We start from the raw sequence: 19,125 nt of genomic DNA on the forward strand, positions 1-19,125 counted from the left end.
GGGATCGATATCAGAGCCCTAGGCCGCCGAAGCAGGCATATTTGGTGTCGAGATAGTCCTCGATGCCCTGATGCCCGCCTTCGCGGCCGAGACCGGATTCCTTGACGCCGCCGAACGGCGCCTCGGGCGTGGTGATCAGGCCTTCATTGACGCCGACCATGCCGTATTTCAGGCCTTCCATGACGCGGAAGGCGCGGCCGAGATCGCCGGTGTAGAAATAGGCGGCAAGGCCGAACTCGGTGTCGTTGGCCAGCGCGATCGCCTCTTCCTCGGTCTCGAACTTGAACACAGGCGCGATCGGCCCAAAAATCTCCTCCTTCATGAAGCGCATGTTCGGCGTGGCGCCAGAAATCACCGTCGGCTGGAAGAACGAGCCGCCCAGCGCATGGCGCTTGCCGCCGGCGACGACCTTGCCGCCCTTCGACGTCGCATCGGCGATGAATTCCTCGACCTTCTCGACCGCTTTCTCGTCGATCAGCGGCCCCTGCTGCACGCCTTCCTCGAGGCCCGAGCCGACCTTGAGGTTATTGCTGGCGGCGGCGAGCTTCTCGACGAATTTGTCATAGATGCCCGCCTGCACGAGGAAGCGGTTGGTGCACACGCAGGTCTGGCCGGAATTGCGGTACTTGGCCGTGATGGCGCCGGCAACCGCGCGATCGACATCGGCGTCGTCGAAGACCAGGAACGGCGCGTTGCCGCCAAGCTCCATCGACACTTTCTTGACCGTCGAGGCCGACTTCTGGATCAGGATCTTGCCGACCTCGGTCGAGCCGGTGAAGGTGATCTTCTTGACCAGCGGGTTGGCGCAGATCTCGTCGCCGATCTCGCCGGCCGAACCGGTGACGACATTGACGACCCCCTTCGGAAAGCCGACTTCCTCGACGAGCGCACCCCAGGCGAGGCCCGAGTAAGGCGTCTGCGAGGCGGGCTTGACCACCGCGGTGCAGCCGGCGGCCAAAGCCGGGCCGATCTTGCGGGCGAGCATCGAGGACGGGAAATTCCACGGCGTGATGGCGGCGATCACCCCGACCGGCTCCTTGGTCACCAGAATGCGGCGGTCGCCCCATGGCGACGGAACGATGTCGCCATAGACGCGGCGGCCTTCCTCGGCGAACCAGAGGATATAGCTGGCGGCAGAGCCGATCTCGCCTTTGGATTCGGTGAGCGACTTGCCCTGCTCGATGGTCAGCAATTCGGCGAGCACGTCCTGATTATCCATCATCGCGTCATGCAGCTTGCGCAGGAGCTTCGAGCGCTCGAGCGCGGTGGTCTTGCGCCAGCCCTTGAAGGCTTCCTCTGCGGCTTCGATCGCGCGGCGGGTCTCGGCCTTGCCGGCCTTAGGCACGGTGCCGATCTTGAGGCCGGTCGCCGGATTGTTGACGTCGATGGTCTGGCCGCTGTCGGCCTGCACCCATTCACCATTGATGAGGTTGGCCTGGCGCATGAAATGGCTGGTTTTCTGAAGCATGGTCTGGCCTCCGTTCGGCGCGCTGATCGGCCGTTTTTCTGGATATCCGTTAAAGCGTGCTTCAAGAGCCGCACGCCGGCGCATTGCTCTTACCTAGGGAAAGGCGGGCAAGCAATCACAAGATGGTATATAGGGGTTGGGCCAGCAAAAGCGAGCCGCGTTCAGCGGCTCTATCCGAAGACGTGGATCACCACCGTCAGCCAGAACGACGTGGTCACCACCGCGCTGGCGGTGGCAAGCGTCATCTGGTTCGAGGCCAGCGCCTGGCCCGTGTTGAACTGGACGGCGATCAGATAGGAGTTGATGCCCGAAGGGAGCGCCGCAACCACCACCGCGACCTTGGCCGTCAGCGGCGGCAGGCCGAGCAGCCAGACGAAGGCCAGCACCAGCGCCGGCATCACGAACAGCTTCAGCACCGACAGCGCCAGCGCCGGCCTGATATTGCCGGAGATGCCGAAGCGGCGCAGGCTGAGCCCCATGGCGAAGAGCGCCACCGGACCGGCCGTGTCCGCGAGCGTATTGACCAACCGTTCGACCAGGTCCGGCAGCGGCGCGCCGGTGAGGCGCCAGGCGAGCCCCACCAGGATGCCGATGATCAGCGGATTGAGGAACAGGCGCCTGAGGAAGTTTTTGACGACGCGCAGCGGATGCACCGTCTCGCCGCTGCCGCGCCCGAACATCTCGAACAGCACGATCGAGGCCATCATCATGATTGGCAGGTGGACCGAGACCAGCAGCGACAGCACCTCGAAGCCGCTGGCGCCGAATATGCCGAGGACGAAGGGCGCGCCGAGCAGCACCACATTGGAATAAGCCGAGGACACGCCGCCGACGATGCCCGCGCGTGCATCTCGCTTGAAAACGCGCGTCATCATCAGATGGCCCGTGGTCCAGGTGATGGCGGCGACCGCAAAATAGGCGCCCCACAGCGACCAGGGCGTTACGCCATGGAAATCCGATTTGACCATGGTCCGGAAGAGCAGCAGCGGCATCGCCACGCTGACGGCGAATTCCGAAATGCCCTCCCCGCTCGCCGGCTTCAGATAGAAGGTGAGCCCGGTCAGATAGCCGAGCGCCACAAGGCTGAAGACGAAGAGGACGGTTTCGGTAAGCGGCGTCATTTCTTGGGCGGAGACATTTTTCCCGTGATAGGCGGGCCCTGACTGCGGCGCAATCGCACCGAACGGAACGGCGCTCCATTTGCTCTGCTGCCCCGCTGCTTGTCTTTCAGCCTGCTTTGCGGTCCCTATATGCCAATCACCACCTTGCCTTTGCGGGCTGCCATAGGACTTCCGATGCTGCGACTTGCCCTGGCGCTCTTCCTGCTTGCCGTTCCCACCCTGGCCCACGCGACCGATGCGGGCTGGGCGTTGCTGCGCGACGGCGGCCATGTCGTTCTGCTTCGCCATGCCTTCGTCACCGGAGCTGCCGACCCGGCCAATTTCGACATCGACAATTGCGCCACGCAGCTCAACCTGTCGGAGCGCGGCAAGCAGCAGGCAAGCCGCATCGGCGCGCTGTTCGCGGCGCGCTCGGCGCCGATCGATCATGTGCTCTCCAGCCGCTACTGCCGTTGCCTTGATACTGCCCGCATCGCTTTCGAATCCGAGCCGCAGCCTTTCGCGCCGCTCGATCTGCTCAAAACCGACCCGGCCGAAAAGGCCGCGCAAATGGCCGCGATCATGAAGGAGATCCGTGGCTATTCCGGCTCCGATAATCTGGTGCTGGTCACGCATGTGGAAAACATCGAGGCGCTCACCGGCGTAGCGCCGCGCGAGGGCGAGGCCGTGGTGGTGGCGCCGGACGGTGATGGTCTCAAGGTGCTGGGACGGGTCACGTTCTAAGACGCCGCGCCCGCCGGTGTTGCCGAAATGCAACTCCCGGAAGAAGCCGCAAATCCGCCGCGACAATGCCGCTTGCGACAACCCGTCGCAGGGTCTATAGGCGCGCTCCCGGTCACGAAAACCGAAGCGAGCACAACGGTTGGAGCTTTCGTCTCCGCCCGCGCAGCCGGCTCTGCCGCGCTGTGTACGGCGCCGTTTCGGGTGTTGGGATCGCCGATGTAGCTCAGAGGTTAGAGCGCCGGATTTAGGTCCGGAGGTCGAGGGTTCGAGTCCCTTCATCAGCACCACGGATAGCTCAGTTTGGTTAGAGCATCAGATTTGTCATCTGACTGTCGAAGGTTCGATTCCTTCTCCAACGGCCTGATAAGCCGACACCTTCAGGTGGTGTTATCCAAAACGGTCCGGGGACCGGAATGCGAGGACTTCACGGACGGCAAGGTTTCGGCCTCGCCGGGCGGCGACGTCCTGCGCCATCGGCTCGCGGCCAGGCCCGCGGTGACGATCAAGGCGCGACGCGGCCGGCAAAGGAAGCTTCGGCTTCCGGCGCCCGCTTCGTCGCCCCGCGATCCGCTCCCGAAGGCCCGCCGCGGATCGATGCCACCGGTCCCCGGATCATTCGTGCCCAGGACAGTACGACGACGTGAAACGAGAAACGAAAGGATGATCGACGCATGACGTGACGCCTCACATGGGGCCATGCCCGACAGGAGTAAGACAATGAAGACCATTCTCGAAAAGCTTCTTGGACGCCAGCGCGTCCTCGTGAAGGAAAATGAACGTGCCGTCGCCCTCTACAAGGGTGAGATCCGGGCGATCCTGATGCCGGGCGAGCATTGGCTCGCCAACCGGCGCGGCAACCTGGAAATCTCCAGGTACGACCTGAAGAACCCGGAATTCGTTTCGGCTTACGAGAAGGCGTTGTTCGACAAGCTCCCGGATGTGGCCGCGCGTCACCTCACCGTCATCCGCACCGGGCGTACCGACGTCGCCGTCGTCGAGCGCGACGGCGCCTTGCATGCCGTGCTCAACCCGGATCGCAAGCTCGTGCTGTGGACGGATGCCGGCCCGTGGAAGGTTACGTCCGTCGACACGGCGGCCGATCTCGCCGTCGATCCGGCCTTGATGCGCCGGATCGGCCAGGCCCGGAAGACGGAACATGTGTTCCTCTATCCGGTCGTGGACGGCCAGGTCGGGTTGCTGTTCGTGGATGGCGTCTACACCCGCACGCTTGCCGCGGGTGTGCACGCCTTCTGGAATGTCGGGCGCATGGTCCAGGTGAAGGTTGTCGACGTCAAGCGCCAGTCGCTCGATGTTGCCGGGCAGGAAATGCTGACCAAGGATCGCGTGACGATCCGCGTCAACGTCGCCGCCGAATACCGAGTCGTCGATCCGGTGACGGCGGTGAGCACGGTGAAGGACTTCTCCGAAGCCCTCTACCGCGCCCTGCAGTATGCCTTCCGCAAGACGCTTGGCGCGCTCACGCTCGACCAGATCCTCGACAAGAAGGTCACGGTCGACGAGGACGCGGCTGCCAAGGTGCGCGACGACATGGCCGTGATCGGCGTCGAGGTCAGCGATATCGCTCTCAAGGATGTGATCCTGCCGGGCGACATGCGCGAGATCCTCAACCAGGTGGTTTCGGCCGAGAAGCAGGCCGAGGCCAACGTCATCCGCCGCCGCGAGGAGACGAACGCCACCCGTTCGCTGCTCAACACGGCCAAGGTGATGGCCGAGAACCCGGTGATGCTGCGACTGAAGGAGCTCGAGGCTCTCGAGGCCATCGCCGGCAAAGTCGAGCGGCTCACCGTCCACAACGGGACGGGCGGGTTGCTCAACGACCTGGTCAAGCTCCGCGACTGATGCATGTCGCCCAACGTGGTTCCGGCTTTGGGAAGACGGCATGCGACACAAAGCTGACGCGACGTCAAATGGGAGGGGCCGCCGGGCAGGCCGGCGGCCCTTCTTGCGCTCCCAAAGCCGACATCCCATCTGCCCCGGCGCGTCAGGCCTTTTCCTGCCGGGAAAAACCGATTAGACAGCGCCCAAACAAGATGCGGACAGATTCCGCCCGCAACCGAAGGAAGAGCCCTTGTCCACCACGTTCGAGAAAGTCGCCAAGATCATTGCCGACACCAGCGAGATCGATATCGACACCATCACGCCCGAGAGCCACACGATCGACGATCTCGGCATCGACAGCCTCGATTTCCTCGACATCGTCTTTGCCATCGACAAGGACTTCGGCATCAAGGTGCCGCTCGAGAAGTGGACGCAGGAGGTCAATGACGGCAAGGCCTCGACCGACGACTACTTCGTCATGAAGAACCTGTGCGCCAAGATCGACGCGCTGGTCGCGGCCAAGGCCGCCTGAGCCGGCTCGGGAGCGGTCTTGACGCGCCCCGCCAGCTGACCCACAACGGCCGCCCATGAGTTCTCACGACGTCGTCATCACCGGCATCGGCCTGGTCTCTTCGCTTGGAGAGGGTCCTGATGCGCATTGGCAGAAGCTCACCCGACCGGGCCTTGAGCCGGTGCTCGAGGCAGAGCGCTTCGCGCCCTACACCATCCATCCCCTGCCCGAGATCGACTGGAACCTGCAGATCGCCAAGCGCGGCGACCAGCGTCAGATGGAAACCTGGCAGCGTCTCGGCACCTATACCGCCGGCCTGGCGCTCGACGATGCCGGCATCAAGGGCAATGACGAGCTTTGCACCACCATGGACATGGTGGTGGCGGCCGGCGGCGGCGAACGCGACGAAGCCGTCGATGCCGCGATCCTTGCAGCCTCCGAAAGCCGCAACGACCGCGACGTGCTGCTCAACGAGAAGCTGACGACGGAACTGCGGCCGACTTTGTTCCTCGCCCAGCTCTCCAACCTGCTCGCCGGCAACATCTCGATCGTCCACAAGGTCACCGGTTCGTCGCGCACCTTCATGGGCGAGGAAGGCGCCGGCGTCTCGGCCGTCGAGACGGCGGCCGCGCGCATCCGCTCGGGACAGTCGACCCATGTTCTGGTCGGCGGCGCCTTCCAGACCGAGCATTCCGACATGCTGCTCGGCTATGAGCTTGCCGGCTACCTGCATCGCGGCCCATGGAAGCCGGTCTGGCAACGCCAGGGCTTAGAAGGCGGCGGTGTGGTGACGGGGTCCGGCGGCGCATTCCTGGTGCTCGAGCAGCGCGAGCACGCAAAAAACCGCGGCCGCAAGATCTACGCCGAGCTTGGCCCCGTCGTCTCCGGCCGCGCCAGGCGCCGGCAAGGCGAGTTGAATTCAGAGATTGCTGCGCTGCTGAAGCAGGCTGCCCTTCCCGACGGGGATCTGCTCACGATTTCCGCCGCCTCCGGCGCCCACGCCGCGACGGCGGCTGAGAAGGCCGTTCTCGATGCCAATTCGGCTTTGGCCGTGCGCGCCTTCTCGACGCTGACCGGCCATATGAAGGAGGCTCAATTCCCCTTTGCGGTTGCGCTAGCGGCAATGGCTGTCGACCGCGCGGCCGGTTATCCTGCCTTCGATGCCACGATGGAGCGCTCATTTGAAGGCGCCCCCAATTCCGTTCTTGCAACCGCGATCGGCTATCACCAATTCGAGGGCCTGGGGCTGGTTAAAGCCGCTTAGATCGGTTTTTCGCAATTCCCGGGCGGAAAACCGCTACACACCTTTCCTGGAATTGCTCGATAACGAGGCAGACAAAGCATGGCCAATCTTCGCGACCACATGGGCAGGCCTATCGTCGCCGTTACCGGCATCGGCGTGGTGACCTCGCTCGGCGTCGGCAAGGCCGACAATTGGGCGGCGCTGACCTCGGGCAGATCCGGCATCCATCCGATCACCCGCTTTCCGGTCGACCACCTCAACACCCGCATTTCCGGCATGGTCGACTTCCTGCCCTCGAGCTCGAAGGGCGCCAGCCACCTCACCTACGAACTGGCCGAGACGGCGGCCCAGGAGGCCGTCTCGGAAGCTGGTTTGGAGTCCGGCGATTTCGGCGGCCCGCTGTTCCTGGCCTCGCCGCCGGTCGAGCTCGACTGGATCGACCGCTTCTCGCTCTATAATTCCGACAAGCAGGACGCCGGTGCCGAAAGGTTGCTGCGCGTGGCGCGCGGGCTGAAGGAGCTGGATGTGTTCGAGACCACGCAGTTCGGCTCGATCGCCGATCGCCTGGCCGACCGCTTCGGCACGCGTGGTCTGCCGATCACGCTGTCGACCGCCTGCGCCTCGGGCGCCACCGCCATCCAGCTCGGGGTCGAGGCGATCCGGCGCGGCGAGTGTGACAAGGCGCTGTCGATCGGCGCCGACGGCTCGGCCACCGCCGAAGCGCTGATCCGCTTCTCGCTGCTCTCGGCCCTTTCCACCCACAATGATATCCCCGAAAAGGCCTCAAAGCCCTTCTCCAAGGATCGCGACGGCTTCGTGCTGGCTGAAGGCTCCGGCGCGCTGGTGCTGGAATCGCTGGAAGGCGCCCTTGCGCGGGGCGCGACAATCCTCGGCATCATGCGCGGCTGCGGCGAGAAGGCCGACGATTTTCACCGCACCCGCTCCAAGCCCGACGGCTCGCCTGCGATCGCGGCGGTGCGCGCCGCTCTTGCCGATGCGGGCCTCGGGGAAGACGAGATCGACTACGTCAATGCGCACGGCACCTCGACGCCCGAGAACGACAAGATGGAGCACCTGTCGCTGTCCACCGTCTTCGGCGAGCGCATCGGCTCGATGCCGATCTCGTCGAACAAGTCGATGATCGGCCACACCCTGTCGGCCGCCGGCGCGGTGGAGGCCGCCTTCTCGCTGATGACCATGCGCGAAAGCGTCATCCCGCCGACGATCAATTACGACAATCCAGATCCGGCCATCGTGCTCGACGTCGTGCCGAACAAGAAGCGCAATGCCGAAGTGGGCACGGTTTTGTCGAATTCCTTCGGCTTCGGCGGCCAGAACACCTGCCTTGTCATGGCGCGGGAACCGGTCTAAGCGGACTTTTCCGCTCTTACAGACCCGACAGGCCACATGCGCGCATTGCAACTTATCGAGGACCGCCGCCTTGAAACGGTGGACCTGCCGCCTCCCCCGCCGCCTTCGCTGGGCGAAGTGACGCTCCGCATCAAGGCGGTGGCGCTCAACCATATCGACGTCTGGGGTTGGCGCGGCATGGCGTTTGCCAAGCGCAAGCTGCCGCTGGTCGTCGGCGCCGAGGCCGCCGGCGAGGTCGAGGCGGTCGGCCCCGGCGTCTCCAACCTGCTGCCGGGACAATTGGTGTCGATCTACGGCGCGCGCACCTGCGGGCTTTGCCGCGCCTGCCGCGAAGGCCGCGATAATCTCTGCGAGCATGTTTCCGGCGTGCATGGCTTCCATCTCGACGGCTTTGCCCAGGAAAAGATCAACCTGCCGGCGCGTCTTCTGGTGCCCGCGCCTCCCGGCGTCACCGAGATCGGCGCGGCGGTCGCGCCTGTCACCTTCGGCACGGTCGAGCACATGCTGTTCGACAACGCCAGGCTGGAACCAGGCGAAACCATCCTCGTCCATGCCGGCGGCTCCGGAATCGGCTCCGCTGCCATCCAGCTCGCAAAGAAGATGGGCTGCACTGTCATCACCACGGTCGGCTCGAACAACAAGATCGACAAGGCCAAGGCGCTTGATGCCGACCATGTCATCAACTACCGCGAGGACCGTTTCGAAGGCGTTGTGCGCAAGCTGACCAGGAAGAAGGGTGTCGATGTGGTGTTCGAGCATGTCGGCGCCGACACCTTCGCCGGTTCCATGCTGTGCTTGAAGCGTGGCGGTCGCCTCGTCACCTGCGGCTCGACCTCGGGCGTGTCGACGCAGGTCAACCTGATGCAGCTCTTCCAGCAGCAGCTGAAGCTGCTCGGCTCCTTCGGCTGCCGCATGGAGAACATGGCCAACGCCATGCAGAAGATGGCGGCCGGCCTCGTTGCGCCGGTCATCGATACCGAAGTCGGCTTCGACGACATCGACGCCGCGCTGAAGCGCATGGAAGGCCGCGACGTCTTCGGCAAGATCATCCTGCGCGTTTCCTAAGACAGGATGGTCGGCAAGGTGTTCAGGAAAGCCCGCCGGGACTTCATGTTCCGCTACGGCCGACGGCTGCGCCAGCTGGAGCATTGGCTGGTCGCCAAGCTCGCCATCGTGTTGCTCTCGCTGCTGCGCCTGTTGCCGCCGGACAGCGCGCTCAACTTCGCCGACCGTGTCGCCCGCCGCATCGGCCCGATGGTCGGGCGCCACCGCGTTGCGGTCAACAATCTGCGCCTTGCCTATCCGCAAAAGAGCGACGCCGAGATCGAAGCCATCGCGCGCGACATGTGGGGCAACATGGCCCGCCTTGCCGCCGAATACATCTTCCTCGACGCGCTGTTCGACTTCGATCCGAACGCTTCGGAGCCGGGCCGGGTCGAGGTAGGCGGCGTCGAGCATTTTCACGAGATCGCCGGCGAGAAGAAGCCGCATATCCTGTTCACCGGCCATCTCGGCAATTTCGAGTTGCTGCCGGTGGCCGCGGCCACCTTCGGCATGAACATCACGGCGCTGTTTCGCCCGCCGAACAACCCCTATCTCGCCGACTACATCCACTCGACGCGCCGCTCCTCGATGGGCGCCCTGCTGCCCTCCGCCGCTGGCGCGTCCTTCGCCCTTGCCGCCATCCTCGAAAAGGGCGGCAATATCGGCGTGCTGGTCGATCAGAAATTCTCGGGCGGCGTGGATACGACCTTCTTCGGCCGCCCATGCCAGAGCAACCCGATGCTCGGCATGCTCGCCCGCCACTATGACTGCGGTGTCTACCCCGCCCGCTGCGTCAGGCTGCCGGGCAACCGCTTCCGCCTGGAAATCGAGGACAGGCTGACCTTGCCGCGCACCGAAGGCGGTAGCGTCGATGTCAGCGCCACCACCCAGCTGCTCACCGATGTGGTCGAGCGCTGGGTGCGCGAGGACCCCGGCCAGTGGATGTGGTTCCACAAACGCTGGGAAATCAGCGGCCGCCGCCGTAAGCGCGGACAGTCGAAGGCGACGGTCGGCCTTTAGGTCAGTTGGTCACGACAATCCGCGTGTTGCCGAAGCCGACTTCCTTGACCATCGAATAAAAGGCCGCGGCGTTAGCCGGATGCAGGCGCACGCAGCCATGCGATGCCGGTCGTCCGAGATTTCTCACCGACCCGGTGCCGTGAATGGCGTAGCCGCCGTGGAAGAACACCGAATAGGGCATCGGCGAGTTGTCATACTTGCGCGAATACCACATCCGGGCAGTCCATTGCGGCCGGTAGCTGCCGCGCGGCGTGAAATAGCCCTTGCGCGCGGTCGACACGCTCCAGCGATAAACCACCTGGCCGTATTTGCTGACGGTCATGGTCTGCGACGAGACGTCGATATTGGCCACCAGCGCAGCCGCCCGGCTTGCGATGGACATGCCGAACAACGCGGTTGCCAGCACGGTTGCCATGAGAACGAACTTTTTCATGCGATCAAACCCCTTTGATTGCCCCCTGCCGTTCGCGCGGTTCTTCCATCTTTTCGCCGGCAGATGCGTTAAGTACCACACACTCCTTGACGAATCCGCCAATGCAACGCGGTGAATTTGAACGATTTTCGCGGTATAGTTGCTGCCGCACCACGCACCCTCTGAAGTTTAGGCGAGGCGTTGGTCCATGCTTCGGTCGTTGTGTGGCAATGAGCGACTCGTCGCTTGCAAAAGTGCTGCGTTCCTTCTTCAATCCGCCGGATGAATGAACGACTTCTCAAGGCGGTCGAGGATCGGGCCGACGACCTCGTTGCGCTGACCGCCGACCTGATCCGCTTTCCGACCGTAAACCCGCCGGGCGAAGCCTACCGGCCATGCGCCGAGTTTCTCGGCGCGCGCCTGAAGAAACTCGGCTTCGAGACCGAGTTTATTCGTGCCGAAGGCGCGCCAGGCGACAGCGACCGCTACCCGCGCGTCAATGTCGTTGCCCGTTTCGAGGGCCGCTCGCCCGGCCCCTGCGTGCATTTCAACTCGCACATCGACGTGGTCGAGGCCGGCGACGGCTGGACCGTCGATCCCTTCGCCGGCGTGGTGAAGGACGGCAAGGTCTATGGCCGCGGTGCCTGCGACATGAAGGGCGGCCTGGCTGCCTCCGTCATCGCCGTCGAAGCCTTCGTGGAAGTCTATCCCGATTTTCCCGGCGCCATCGAGATATCAGGCACGGCGGACGAGGAATCGGGCGGTTTCGGCGGCGTCGCCCATCTGGCGAGGCTCGGCTATTTCTCGAAGCCGAGAGTCGACCACGTCATCATCCCCGAGCCGCTGAACAAGGATCGCATCTGCCTTGGCCATCGGGGCGTCTGGTGGGCCGAGATCGAGACCAAGGGCGAGATCGCGCATGGCTCGATGCCGTTCCTCGGCGACAATGCAGTACGCCACATGGGCGCCGTTCTGCGGGCCTTCGAGGAGGAATTGTTCCCGGCGCTCGACCGCAAGATGACGCGCATGCCGGTGGTTCCGGAAGGCGCCAGGCGCTCGACCATGAACATCAATTCCATTCATGGCGGCCAGACCGAGGATTTCCGGCCGGGGCTCCCCTCGCCCAACGTGCCCGATTGGTGCCGGCTCACCATCGACCGGCGTTTTCTGCTCGAAGAAGACATCGCCTCCGTCAAAGGCGAAGTCACCGGCATCCTCGAACGGCTGAAACGCGAGCGCGAGAAATTCGACTACGAGATCCGCGATCTGATGGAGGTGCTGCCGCTGATGACGGAGCGCGACGCGCCGGTGGTGAAGGCCGTCGCGAAGGGCATCATGGAGGTCTTCGACCGCGAACCGGATTATGTGATCTCGCCCGGCACCTACGACCAGAAGCATGTCGCGCGCATCGGCCACCTCTATGACTGCATCGCTTATGGCCCGGGCATTCTCGACCTCGCCCACCGGCCGGACGAATGGGTCGGCATCGCCGACATGTTGGAATCGGCCAAGGTGATGGCTATCGGCCTCAATGTGCTCTTGCGCGGTACAACCGGCTGATCCGCAAAAACATTCTGCCTGGCGCCGCCCGGCAGCACGAAACGCAATTTACTCGCAGGCCAAATCACGCTTCTATCCGCCAGCCTGAGCACGTTTGAGCAATGGGAGTTCAGCGATGAAATTGTGGAAGACCATCCTGGCCGCGGCTACCCTGTCGCTTGCCGCCGCCACGTCGGCCCTTGCCGCACGCACCGACCTCACGCTCGGCATCGTGCTTGAGCCGCCGCATCTCGATCCGACCGCCGGCGCGGCCGCGGCCATCGGCGAAGTCACCTATGCCAATGTCTTTGAAGGGCTGACGCGCATCGACGACAAAGGCCAGGTTCAGCCCGGTCTCGCCGAGAGTTGGGCCGTCTCCGACGACGGCAAGGTCTACACGTTCAAGCTGCATTCCGGCGTGAAGTTCCACGATGGCTCGGCCTTCAGCGCCGACGACGTGAAATTCTCGCTGGACCGGGCGCGCGCCAAGGATTCGCTTAACCCGCAAAAGCCGCTCTTTGCGCATATCACCGATGTCACGGCGGTCGATCCGGCGACGGTGAAGGTCACGCTCGACGGTCAGCAGGGCGATTTCCTCTATGATATGGGCCAGGTTGCGGCGGTGATCGTGGCGAAGGGGTCGGCCGACGGCAACAAGGACAAGCCGATCGGTACCGGTCCGTTCAAGTTGGATCATTGGGCCAAGGGTTCCGAGATCACGCTGGTCAAGAATCCGGACTACTGGGGTACGCCCGCTGCGCTCGACAAGGCGACATTCCGTATCGTGCCGGACGCGGCCGCGGCTGTCCCCGCATTGCTCTCGGGCGACATCCAGGCTTTCGCCAACATGCCCGCACAAGACGCGCTTGAGCAACTTCAGTCCGATCCGCGCTTCAGCGTCGTGATCGGCTCGACCGAGGGCGAGACGATCCTGTCGATCAACAACAAGAAGCCGCCCTTCGACAAGCTCGCGGTGCGGCAGGCGCTCGCCTCCGCAATCGATCGCAGTGCCATCATCGCCGCGGCCTCGAACGGTCTTGGAAAGCCGATCGGGTCTCATTTCTCGCCAGGCGATACGGGCTATGTCGATCTCACCGGCGTCTATCCGCACGACATCGCAAAGGCCAAGGAGTATCTGAAGGAAGCGGGGCTGGAGAACGGCTTTTCGGCCACGATCAAGCTGCCGCCCGTACCCTACGCACGCGACGGCGGCCAGGTGATTCAGTCCCAACTGAAGGACATCGGGGTCAATCTGCAGATCATTCCGATCGAATGGGCGGAGTGGCTGAGCCAGGTCTTCACCAACAAGGACTACGACCTGACGATCGTTTCCCATGTCGAGCCAAACGACATCGATATCTATTCGCGGCCCGACTACTATTTCCAGTATGACAATCCGAAGTTCAACGATGTCATTAAGGAGCTCGGCACCACGGTCGACAAGGACAAGAGGCTGGAGCTGCTGGGCGAGGCGCAGAAGATTCTCGCGCACGACGTGCCCGCCGTCTACCTGTTCGAGCTGCCCAAGATTGGCGTCTGGGATGCCAAGCTGCAGGGCATGTGGACGAACTGGCCGATCGAGGCTGACGATCTGACCAAGGTGAAGTGGACGGATTGAGGCCGGCGCGATCGCCCGATCGCCTCCCATGACCGCCTATCTCCTGAAACGCATCATCATCGCCGCCCTCACCCTGGTGCTGGCCTCGATCGTGGTGTTCGCGGTCATGGAGATCCTGCCCGGCGACCCGGCGCGCCTGATGCTGGGCCTCAATGCCAGCGCCGATCAGGTCGAGGTGCTGCGCAACCAGATGGGGCTGAACGCGCCGCTGGTGCTGCGCTATCTCCACTGGGCGGCAGGCTTGCTCAGCCTCGATTTCGGCCGCTCCTACACCTATTCGGTGTCCGTCATCGACCTGGTGCGCGAACGCGTCGTCGTCTCCCTGCCGCTGGCGCTGATCGCGCTGGCGCTCTCGACCATCATCGCCATTCCGGTCGGCGTGTTCTCGGCCAGCCGTCAGGGCCGCGCGGGCGACACGCTCGTCATGGGCGCGGCCCAGCTCGGCGTCGCGGTGCCGAATTTCTGGTTCGCGCTGATGCTGATCTACCTGTTTGCCGTCTGGCTCCGGCTGGTGCCGGCCGGCGGCTTTCCGGGCTGGGGGGCCGGTATCTGGCCGGCGCTGAAATCCCTGATCCTGCCGGCCATCGCTCTTGCGCTGCCGCAGGCGGCGATCCTGGCGCGCGTCGCCCGCTCCGCGCTGATCGAGGTGCTCAACGAGGACTATATCCGCACCGCGCGCGCCAAGGGCCTGCCCTACCGCGCCGTGCTCTGGCGCCACGCGCTGCGCAACGTCATGATCCCGGTGCTCACCATCCTCGGCCTGCAATTCGCCTTCCTGCTTGCCGGCACCATCATCATCGAGAATGTCTTCTACCTGCCTGGTCTCGGCCGGCTGATCTTTCAGGCGATCACCCAGCGCGACCTGATCGTGGTCGAGAGCATCGTCATGCTGCTGGTCGCCGCCGTGATCCTCATCAACCTCCTCGTCGATTTCTCCTACGCCCTCGTCGACCCGCGCCTAAGAGCAATTCCAGGAAAAGTGCGTAGCGGTTTTCCGTCCGGAATTGCGCCAAAACAAATACTGAGAGCGGTTCAGCGATTCCGCGAAACGCGGAACCGCTCGAGAGGCCGGCAATGACCATGCGCGTCGACCTGCCCGAGGAAACGCTTGCCGGCGTGCTGGCCAAGGCCTTCGGCAACCGCTCCTTCCTGATCGGTTTGATCATCACGCTGCTGGTTGTGGCCGTCGCGCTCCTCTCCTTTGCCTGGACGCCTTACGACGTCACCAGGCTGGTGATCGCCGACAAGACGCAGGCGCCCTCCTGGACACACTGGTTCGGCACCGATCATTTCGGCCGCGACATCCTGTCGATGGTCATGGTCGGCGCCCGCAACTCGATCGCCGTGGCGCTGGTCGCGGTAGGCATCGGCATGGGCATCGGCGTGCCGCTCGGCGCCGTCGCCGCGGCGCGCGGCGGCATAGTCGACGAGGCGCTGATGCGCCTCAACGATCTCGTCTTTGCCTTTCCGGCGCTGCTTTCGGCAATCATGATCACCGCGATCTTCGGTCCCGGCGCCGTCAATGCCATCATCGCCATCGGCATCTTCAACATACCTGTGTTCGCGCGTGTCGCCCGCGCGGGCGCGCTGGCCATCTGGCCCCGCGAATTCATCCTTGCCGCGCGCGCCGCCGGCAAGGGCATGACACAGATCACCGTCGAGCACATCCTGCCCAACATCGCGACGCTGCTGCTGGTCCAGGGCACGATCCAGTTCGCGCTGGGCATCCTCGCCGAAGCCGGGCTTTCCTATGTCGGCCTCGGCGCCCAGCCGCCGATGCCGAGCTGGGGCCGCATGCTGTTTGACGCGCAGACGCGCATGGTGACCGCGCCCTGGATGGCGATCTTCCCCGGCATGGCGATCGTGATCACCGTGCTTGGGCTGAACCTGCTCGGCGACGGCATTGCCGACATCCTCGATCCGAAATCGCGGCGGCGTAGATGAACCTGCTCGAGATCGAAAACCTGTCGCTTTCGATCGGCGATACGCCGATCCTGAAAGGCGTCGAGCTGACAATCGCACCGGGCGAGGTCGTCGGCCTGGTCGGCGAATCCGGCTCCGGCAAGTCGATGACGGCGCTGACAATCATGCGGCTGCTGCCGCATCTGGCCCGCGCCGAGGGCCGCGTCGCCTTCGACGGCATCGACATCCTCGGCGCGAGCGAGGACCAGATGTGCGCCTTGCGCGGCGACGATATCGGCATGGTCTTCCAGGAGCCGATGACGGCGCTCAACCCGGTCAAGACGATCGGCGAACAGGTCGCCGAAGGCATCCGCTGGCACACCAAAGCGAGCCGCGCCGAGGCCGAGGAGCGCGCGCGAAAAATCCTCGACCGCGTCGGCCTGCCCGAGGCCAAATTCCCGCTGTCGCGCTACCCGCACGAACTGTCCGGCGGCCAGCGCCAGCGCGTCGTCATCGCCATCGCCTGCGCGCTGAAACCGAAGCTGCTGATCGCCGACGAGCCGACGACGGCGCTCGACGTGGTGCTGCAGGCGCAGATTCTTGATCTTTTGCGCGACCTGGTCAGCGAGAACCGCATGGGGTTGCTGCTCATCTCGCACGACCTCGCCGTGGTGACCGAGATGGCCGATCGCCTGATCATCCTGCGCAACGGCGAAGTGATGGAAGCCGGCGACACCGCCCGGACCTTGTCGGAGCAACAGCATCCCTACACGCGCGAGCTGGCGCTGGCCTCCACGCACGTGCCGGCGCGCCCGAAACCGCACCTTGCCGGATCGGCAAAACCCTTGCTCGAAGTCCAGGGCGTCGGCCGGGACTATCCGGGGCGGCGCAAATCGCTGTTCCAGCCGGCGCAACCGATCCGCGCCGTCGACGATGTCTCGCTCACCATCGAGCCCGCGCAATCGGTGGCGCTCGTCGGCCGCTCGGGCTGCGGCAAGTCCACGCTTGCCCGCATGATCCTCGCCTTGGACAAGCCGACGGCGGGCACGATCCGCTTTCGCGGCGAGCCCATCACCGGCAAGCCGGAGTCGACGCTGAAGCCGGCCCGACGCGACATGCAGGTCGTGTTCCAGGATCCTTACGGTTCCTTCGACCCGCGCCAGAAGGTCGAGAAGCTGGTGGCCGAGCCGCTGCATCTTCTGGAAAAGCAGCCGGCAAAAGCCGAGCGCCGCGAGATGGTCTCGCATGCGCTGCAGGAAGTCGGCCTTAGCCAGCGCGACATGGACAAATACCCGCATGAATTCTCCGGCGGCCAGCGCCAGCGCCTGTCGATCGCCCGCGCCATCATCACCCGCCCGAAGCTGGTGGTCGCCGACGAGCCGGTCTCGGCACTGGATGTCTCGATCCGCGCCCAGATCCTCGACCTTTTCGCCGAGCTCAACCAGAAGCTCGGCATCGCCTATCTCTTCATCACCCATGACCTGACGGTCGCCCGCGCCATGGCGGACGAGGTGCTGGTCATGCATGAAGGCAAGATCGTCGAACGCGGCCGGGCGGCCGAGGTGCTCGACCATCCGCGCTCAGAGGCGGCGCAGGCGCTGGTCGCGGCGGCACCCGACCTTCACCGCGCTATCGCGCGCAAAATGCAGGAACAGGGGTGAGCCAACTTCCTTGCTTGAGGCAATTCCCGACGAAGGCTATGGCGAAGTCGCCGAGCCTAAACGCGCCACCCTTTTCCTGGAATTGCTTCAGCGCTCCGGCTTCACCAAATCGACGGGGCTGATGTCGAGCAGGTCGAGCGTGCGGCGCAGAAGCTTCACCTCGCTCTCCGCCAGCTTGGAATCGGCCTTGGCGATCTCAGCCATGTGGCGCGCAAGCAGCTTCCGGCGCTCGACATCGAGGTCGCGGAACAGCGCGATCGCCTGCGAGCCGTTGGTCTCGTAGCCATAATCGTTGAGATATTCGATGACACTGTCGATGCTGGCCTCCGGAATGCCGAAGGCTTCCTTGCAGATATGCCGGAAGACGACCATCTCGCTCTCCGAGACCGAGCCGTCGGCCAGGATCATGCGGAACAGCATCAGCAATTCCGCCGACAGCACAGGGTCGTCCGCCACCTTGCGCACACCCGGGTCACCGTCGAAGATCGAACGTATCTGGTCGAGCAACGCCATCGCCACCAAGCTCCCTTTGCGAGTCTGATCTGATTGTTAGCTTGGAATCGCTCTTGCGCAAACGGGGCGAGCGTGATGGAAGCTGCATTCCCTCGCCGCGCTCTTCCCGATGATCGAGCTTACCCTGCAGACCGTCCTCATCCTCATTGCTGCCGCCTTTGCCGCCGGCTTCGTCGACTCGATCGCCGGCGGCGGCGGGCTGATCACGATCCCGGCGCTGCTGCTTGCCGGCTTCTCGCCGGTCGCCGCCCTCGGCACGAACAAATTGCAAGGCATGTTCGGTTCCGGCTCGGCGACCATTCATTATGCCGCCAACGGCCAGGTCGACCTGCGCCGCCAGCTGCCGTCGGCGCTGCTGGCGCTTGTCGGCGGCGCGGTCGGGGCGCTTTTGGCGACCGTCGTGCCGGGCGATTTCCTGCGTGCCCTGCTGCCGCTGCTGCTGATCGCCATCGCGCTCTATTTCGCACTGAAGCCGAACATGGGCGACGTCGACCGCGCCGAGCGGCTGTCGCCCTTCCTGTTCGGACTGAGCGTCCCGCCGCTGATCGGCTTCTATGACGGGCTCTTCGGTCCGGGCGCCGGTTCCTTCTACATGCTCGCCTTCGTCACCCTTGCCGGCTACGGCGTGCTCAAGGCGACGGCGCACACCAAGCTGCTCAATTTCGCCTCAAACATCGGCGGCTTCGTCGTCTTCGCCGCCGTCGGCGTCATCGACTGGAAGATCGGCCTGATGATGGGCGTGGCGCAGTTCATCGGCGCCCGCGTCGGCGCAAGCCTGGCCATCCGCATCGGCGCGAAGCTGATCAAGCCGCTGCTGGTGGTCGTGTGCATGGCGCTCGCGATCAAGCTCTTGGCCGACCCCGCCAATCCCTTACGCCAACTGGTTGGTATGTGAGGCCCCCTCCTGTTAGAGTTCTGGTGTTGCGAATCATGTTGGAGGGACAGAAATGAATCTCAGTGCACCCACCCAGCTTGTGTTTATTATTTCGTTGGTCATCGCCGTCATCGGCCTTCTCGCCGCGCTTGGCGTTCTCGCATTCATTCCGCTTGCGTCCGTTTGGATCATGCTTATCGCCTACATCGTGCTCGCCGCCGGCTGTTTGATGCGGGGCGCTTGAAATTCGCAGATCTCAGGCAACT

The 19,125-nt window shown here is 64.2% G+C and carries 18 protein-coding genes and 2 tRNA genes; 16 read left to right on the forward strand and 4 right to left on the reverse strand.

The genetic code is table 11. The annotated features are described in order from the left end of the window. Positions 1 to 10 precede the first annotated feature (10 nt). A complete protein-coding gene (locus FJ423_RS27980) occupies positions 11 to 1,468 on the reverse strand; it encodes an NAD-dependent succinate-semialdehyde dehydrogenase (RefSeq protein WP_140846156.1) in 1,458 nt (485 codons plus the stop codon). A gap of 170 nt (positions 1,469 to 1,638) precedes the next feature. After that, entirely contained in the window at positions 1,639 to 2,589 is a 951-nt protein-coding gene (locus FJ423_RS27985; protein ID WP_140846157.1) for an AEC family transporter, read from the reverse strand. 174 nt (positions 2,590 to 2,763) lie between these two features. On the opposite strand from FJ423_RS27985, the gene FJ423_RS27990 reads away from it, so the two are divergent. From FJ423_RS27990 to FJ423_RS28030, 9 genes are all read left to right on the forward strand, one after another. After that, the gene (locus FJ423_RS27990; RefSeq protein ID WP_095764970.1) at positions 2,764 to 3,312 is read left to right on the forward strand and encodes a histidine phosphatase family protein; all 549 of its coding nucleotides are present in this window, start codon (positions 2,764 to 2,766) and stop codon (positions 3,310 to 3,312) included. A 212-nt stretch (positions 3,313 to 3,524) separates the two neighbouring features. After that, a tRNA-OTHER gene (locus tag FJ423_RS27995) sits at positions 3,525 to 3,599 on the forward strand. A gap of 1 nt (position 3,600) precedes the next feature. After that, a tRNA-Thr gene (locus FJ423_RS28000) sits at positions 3,601 to 3,668 on the forward strand. Between the two features lie 361 nt (positions 3,669 to 4,029). Then, positions 4,030 to 5,172: a slipin family protein gene (locus tag FJ423_RS28005; protein ID WP_140846158.1), complete on the forward strand. Its 1,143-nt coding sequence runs from the start codon at positions 4,030 to 4,032 to the stop codon at positions 5,170 to 5,172. A gap of 229 nt (positions 5,173 to 5,401) precedes the next feature. Beyond that, positions 5,402 to 5,683, forward strand: a complete 282-nt coding sequence (locus tag FJ423_RS28010) for an acyl carrier protein (protein ID WP_140846159.1) — start codon at positions 5,402 to 5,404, stop codon at positions 5,681 to 5,683. A 55-nt stretch (positions 5,684 to 5,738) separates the two neighbouring features. Further along, positions 5,739 to 6,926: a beta-ketoacyl-ACP synthase gene (locus FJ423_RS28015; RefSeq protein WP_140846160.1), complete on the forward strand. Its 1,188-nt coding sequence runs from the start codon at positions 5,739 to 5,741 to the stop codon at positions 6,924 to 6,926. 78 nt (positions 6,927 to 7,004) lie between these two features. Beyond that, the gene (locus tag FJ423_RS28020) at positions 7,005 to 8,276 is read left to right on the forward strand and encodes a beta-ketoacyl-ACP synthase (RefSeq protein WP_095764965.1); all 1,272 of its coding nucleotides are present in this window, start codon (positions 7,005 to 7,007) and stop codon (positions 8,274 to 8,276) included. 36 nt (positions 8,277 to 8,312) lie between these two features. Next, on the forward strand, positions 8,313 to 9,341 hold the full coding sequence (locus FJ423_RS28025) for a zinc-binding dehydrogenase (RefSeq protein ID WP_140846161.1): 1,029 nt from the start codon (positions 8,313 to 8,315) through the stop codon (positions 9,339 to 9,341). A gap of 6 nt (positions 9,342 to 9,347) precedes the next feature. After that, positions 9,348 to 10,340 (forward strand): lipid A biosynthesis lauroyl acyltransferase, encoded by a 993-nt coding sequence (locus FJ423_RS28030; RefSeq protein ID WP_140846162.1) that lies wholly within the window; start codon positions 9,348 to 9,350, stop codon positions 10,338 to 10,340. 1 nt (position 10,341) lies between these two features. On the opposite strand, the gene FJ423_RS28035 is transcribed toward FJ423_RS28030, so the two are convergent. Further along, positions 10,342 to 10,773, reverse strand: a complete 432-nt coding sequence (locus tag FJ423_RS28035) for a L,D-transpeptidase (protein ID WP_140846163.1) — start codon at positions 10,771 to 10,773, stop codon at positions 10,342 to 10,344. 261 nt (positions 10,774 to 11,034) lie between these two features. Between FJ423_RS28035 and FJ423_RS28040 the strand changes: the two genes are divergently transcribed. From FJ423_RS28040 to FJ423_RS28060, 5 genes are all read left to right on the forward strand, one after another. After that, complete coding sequence (locus FJ423_RS28040; protein ID WP_140846164.1) at positions 11,035 to 12,312, forward strand: acetylornithine deacetylase/succinyl-diaminopimelate desuccinylase family protein; 1,278 nt, start codon at positions 11,035 to 11,037, stop codon at positions 12,310 to 12,312. 115 nt (positions 12,313 to 12,427) lie between these two features. Beyond that, positions 12,428 to 13,909: an ABC transporter substrate-binding protein gene (locus FJ423_RS28045; protein WP_140846165.1), complete on the forward strand. Its 1,482-nt coding sequence runs from the start codon at positions 12,428 to 12,430 to the stop codon at positions 13,907 to 13,909. Between the two features lie 28 nt (positions 13,910 to 13,937). Then, on the forward strand, positions 13,938 to 14,987 hold the full coding sequence (locus tag FJ423_RS28050) for an ABC transporter permease (protein WP_246680332.1): 1,050 nt from the start codon (positions 13,938 to 13,940) through the stop codon (positions 14,985 to 14,987). Beyond that, positions 14,984 to 15,853, forward strand: a complete 870-nt coding sequence (locus tag FJ423_RS28055) for an ABC transporter permease (RefSeq protein WP_140846166.1) — start codon at positions 14,984 to 14,986, stop codon at positions 15,851 to 15,853. The genes FJ423_RS28050 and FJ423_RS28055 overlap by 4 nt, the downstream gene beginning before the upstream one ends. Further along, positions 15,850 to 17,472 carry a dipeptide ABC transporter ATP-binding protein gene (locus tag FJ423_RS28060; RefSeq protein WP_140846167.1) on the forward strand — a complete coding sequence of 541 codons (1,623 nt, stop codon included), beginning with the start codon at positions 15,850 to 15,852 and terminating at the stop codon, positions 17,470 to 17,472. Before FJ423_RS28055 ends, FJ423_RS28060 begins: the two co-directional genes overlap by 4 nt. Before the next feature lie 87 nt (positions 17,473 to 17,559). Here the strand turns inward: FJ423_RS28060 and FJ423_RS28065 are convergent, their stop codons facing one another. Further along, entirely contained in the window at positions 17,560 to 17,991 is a 432-nt protein-coding gene (locus FJ423_RS28065) for a TerB family tellurite resistance protein (protein ID WP_140846168.1), read from the reverse strand. Between the two features lie 103 nt (positions 17,992 to 18,094). On the opposite strand from FJ423_RS28065, the gene FJ423_RS28070 reads away from it, so the two are divergent. Together FJ423_RS28070 and FJ423_RS28075 are read left to right on the forward strand one after the other, a co-directional pair. Next, positions 18,095 to 18,880, forward strand: coding sequence for a TSUP family transporter (locus FJ423_RS28070; protein ID WP_140846169.1), 786 nt, complete (start codon positions 18,095 to 18,097; stop codon positions 18,878 to 18,880). 52 nt (positions 18,881 to 18,932) lie between these two features. Further along, entirely contained in the window at positions 18,933 to 19,103 is a 171-nt protein-coding gene (locus FJ423_RS28075; RefSeq protein ID WP_140846170.1) for a hypothetical protein, read from the forward strand. Positions 19,104 to 19,125 lie beyond the last annotated feature (22 nt).

Origin of the sequence: Mesorhizobium sp. B2-8-9 (genome assembly GCF_006439475.1) — a bacterium.
In the GTDB taxonomy this organism is placed as follows: Bacteria; Pseudomonadota; Alphaproteobacteria; order Rhizobiales; family Rhizobiaceae; genus Mesorhizobium.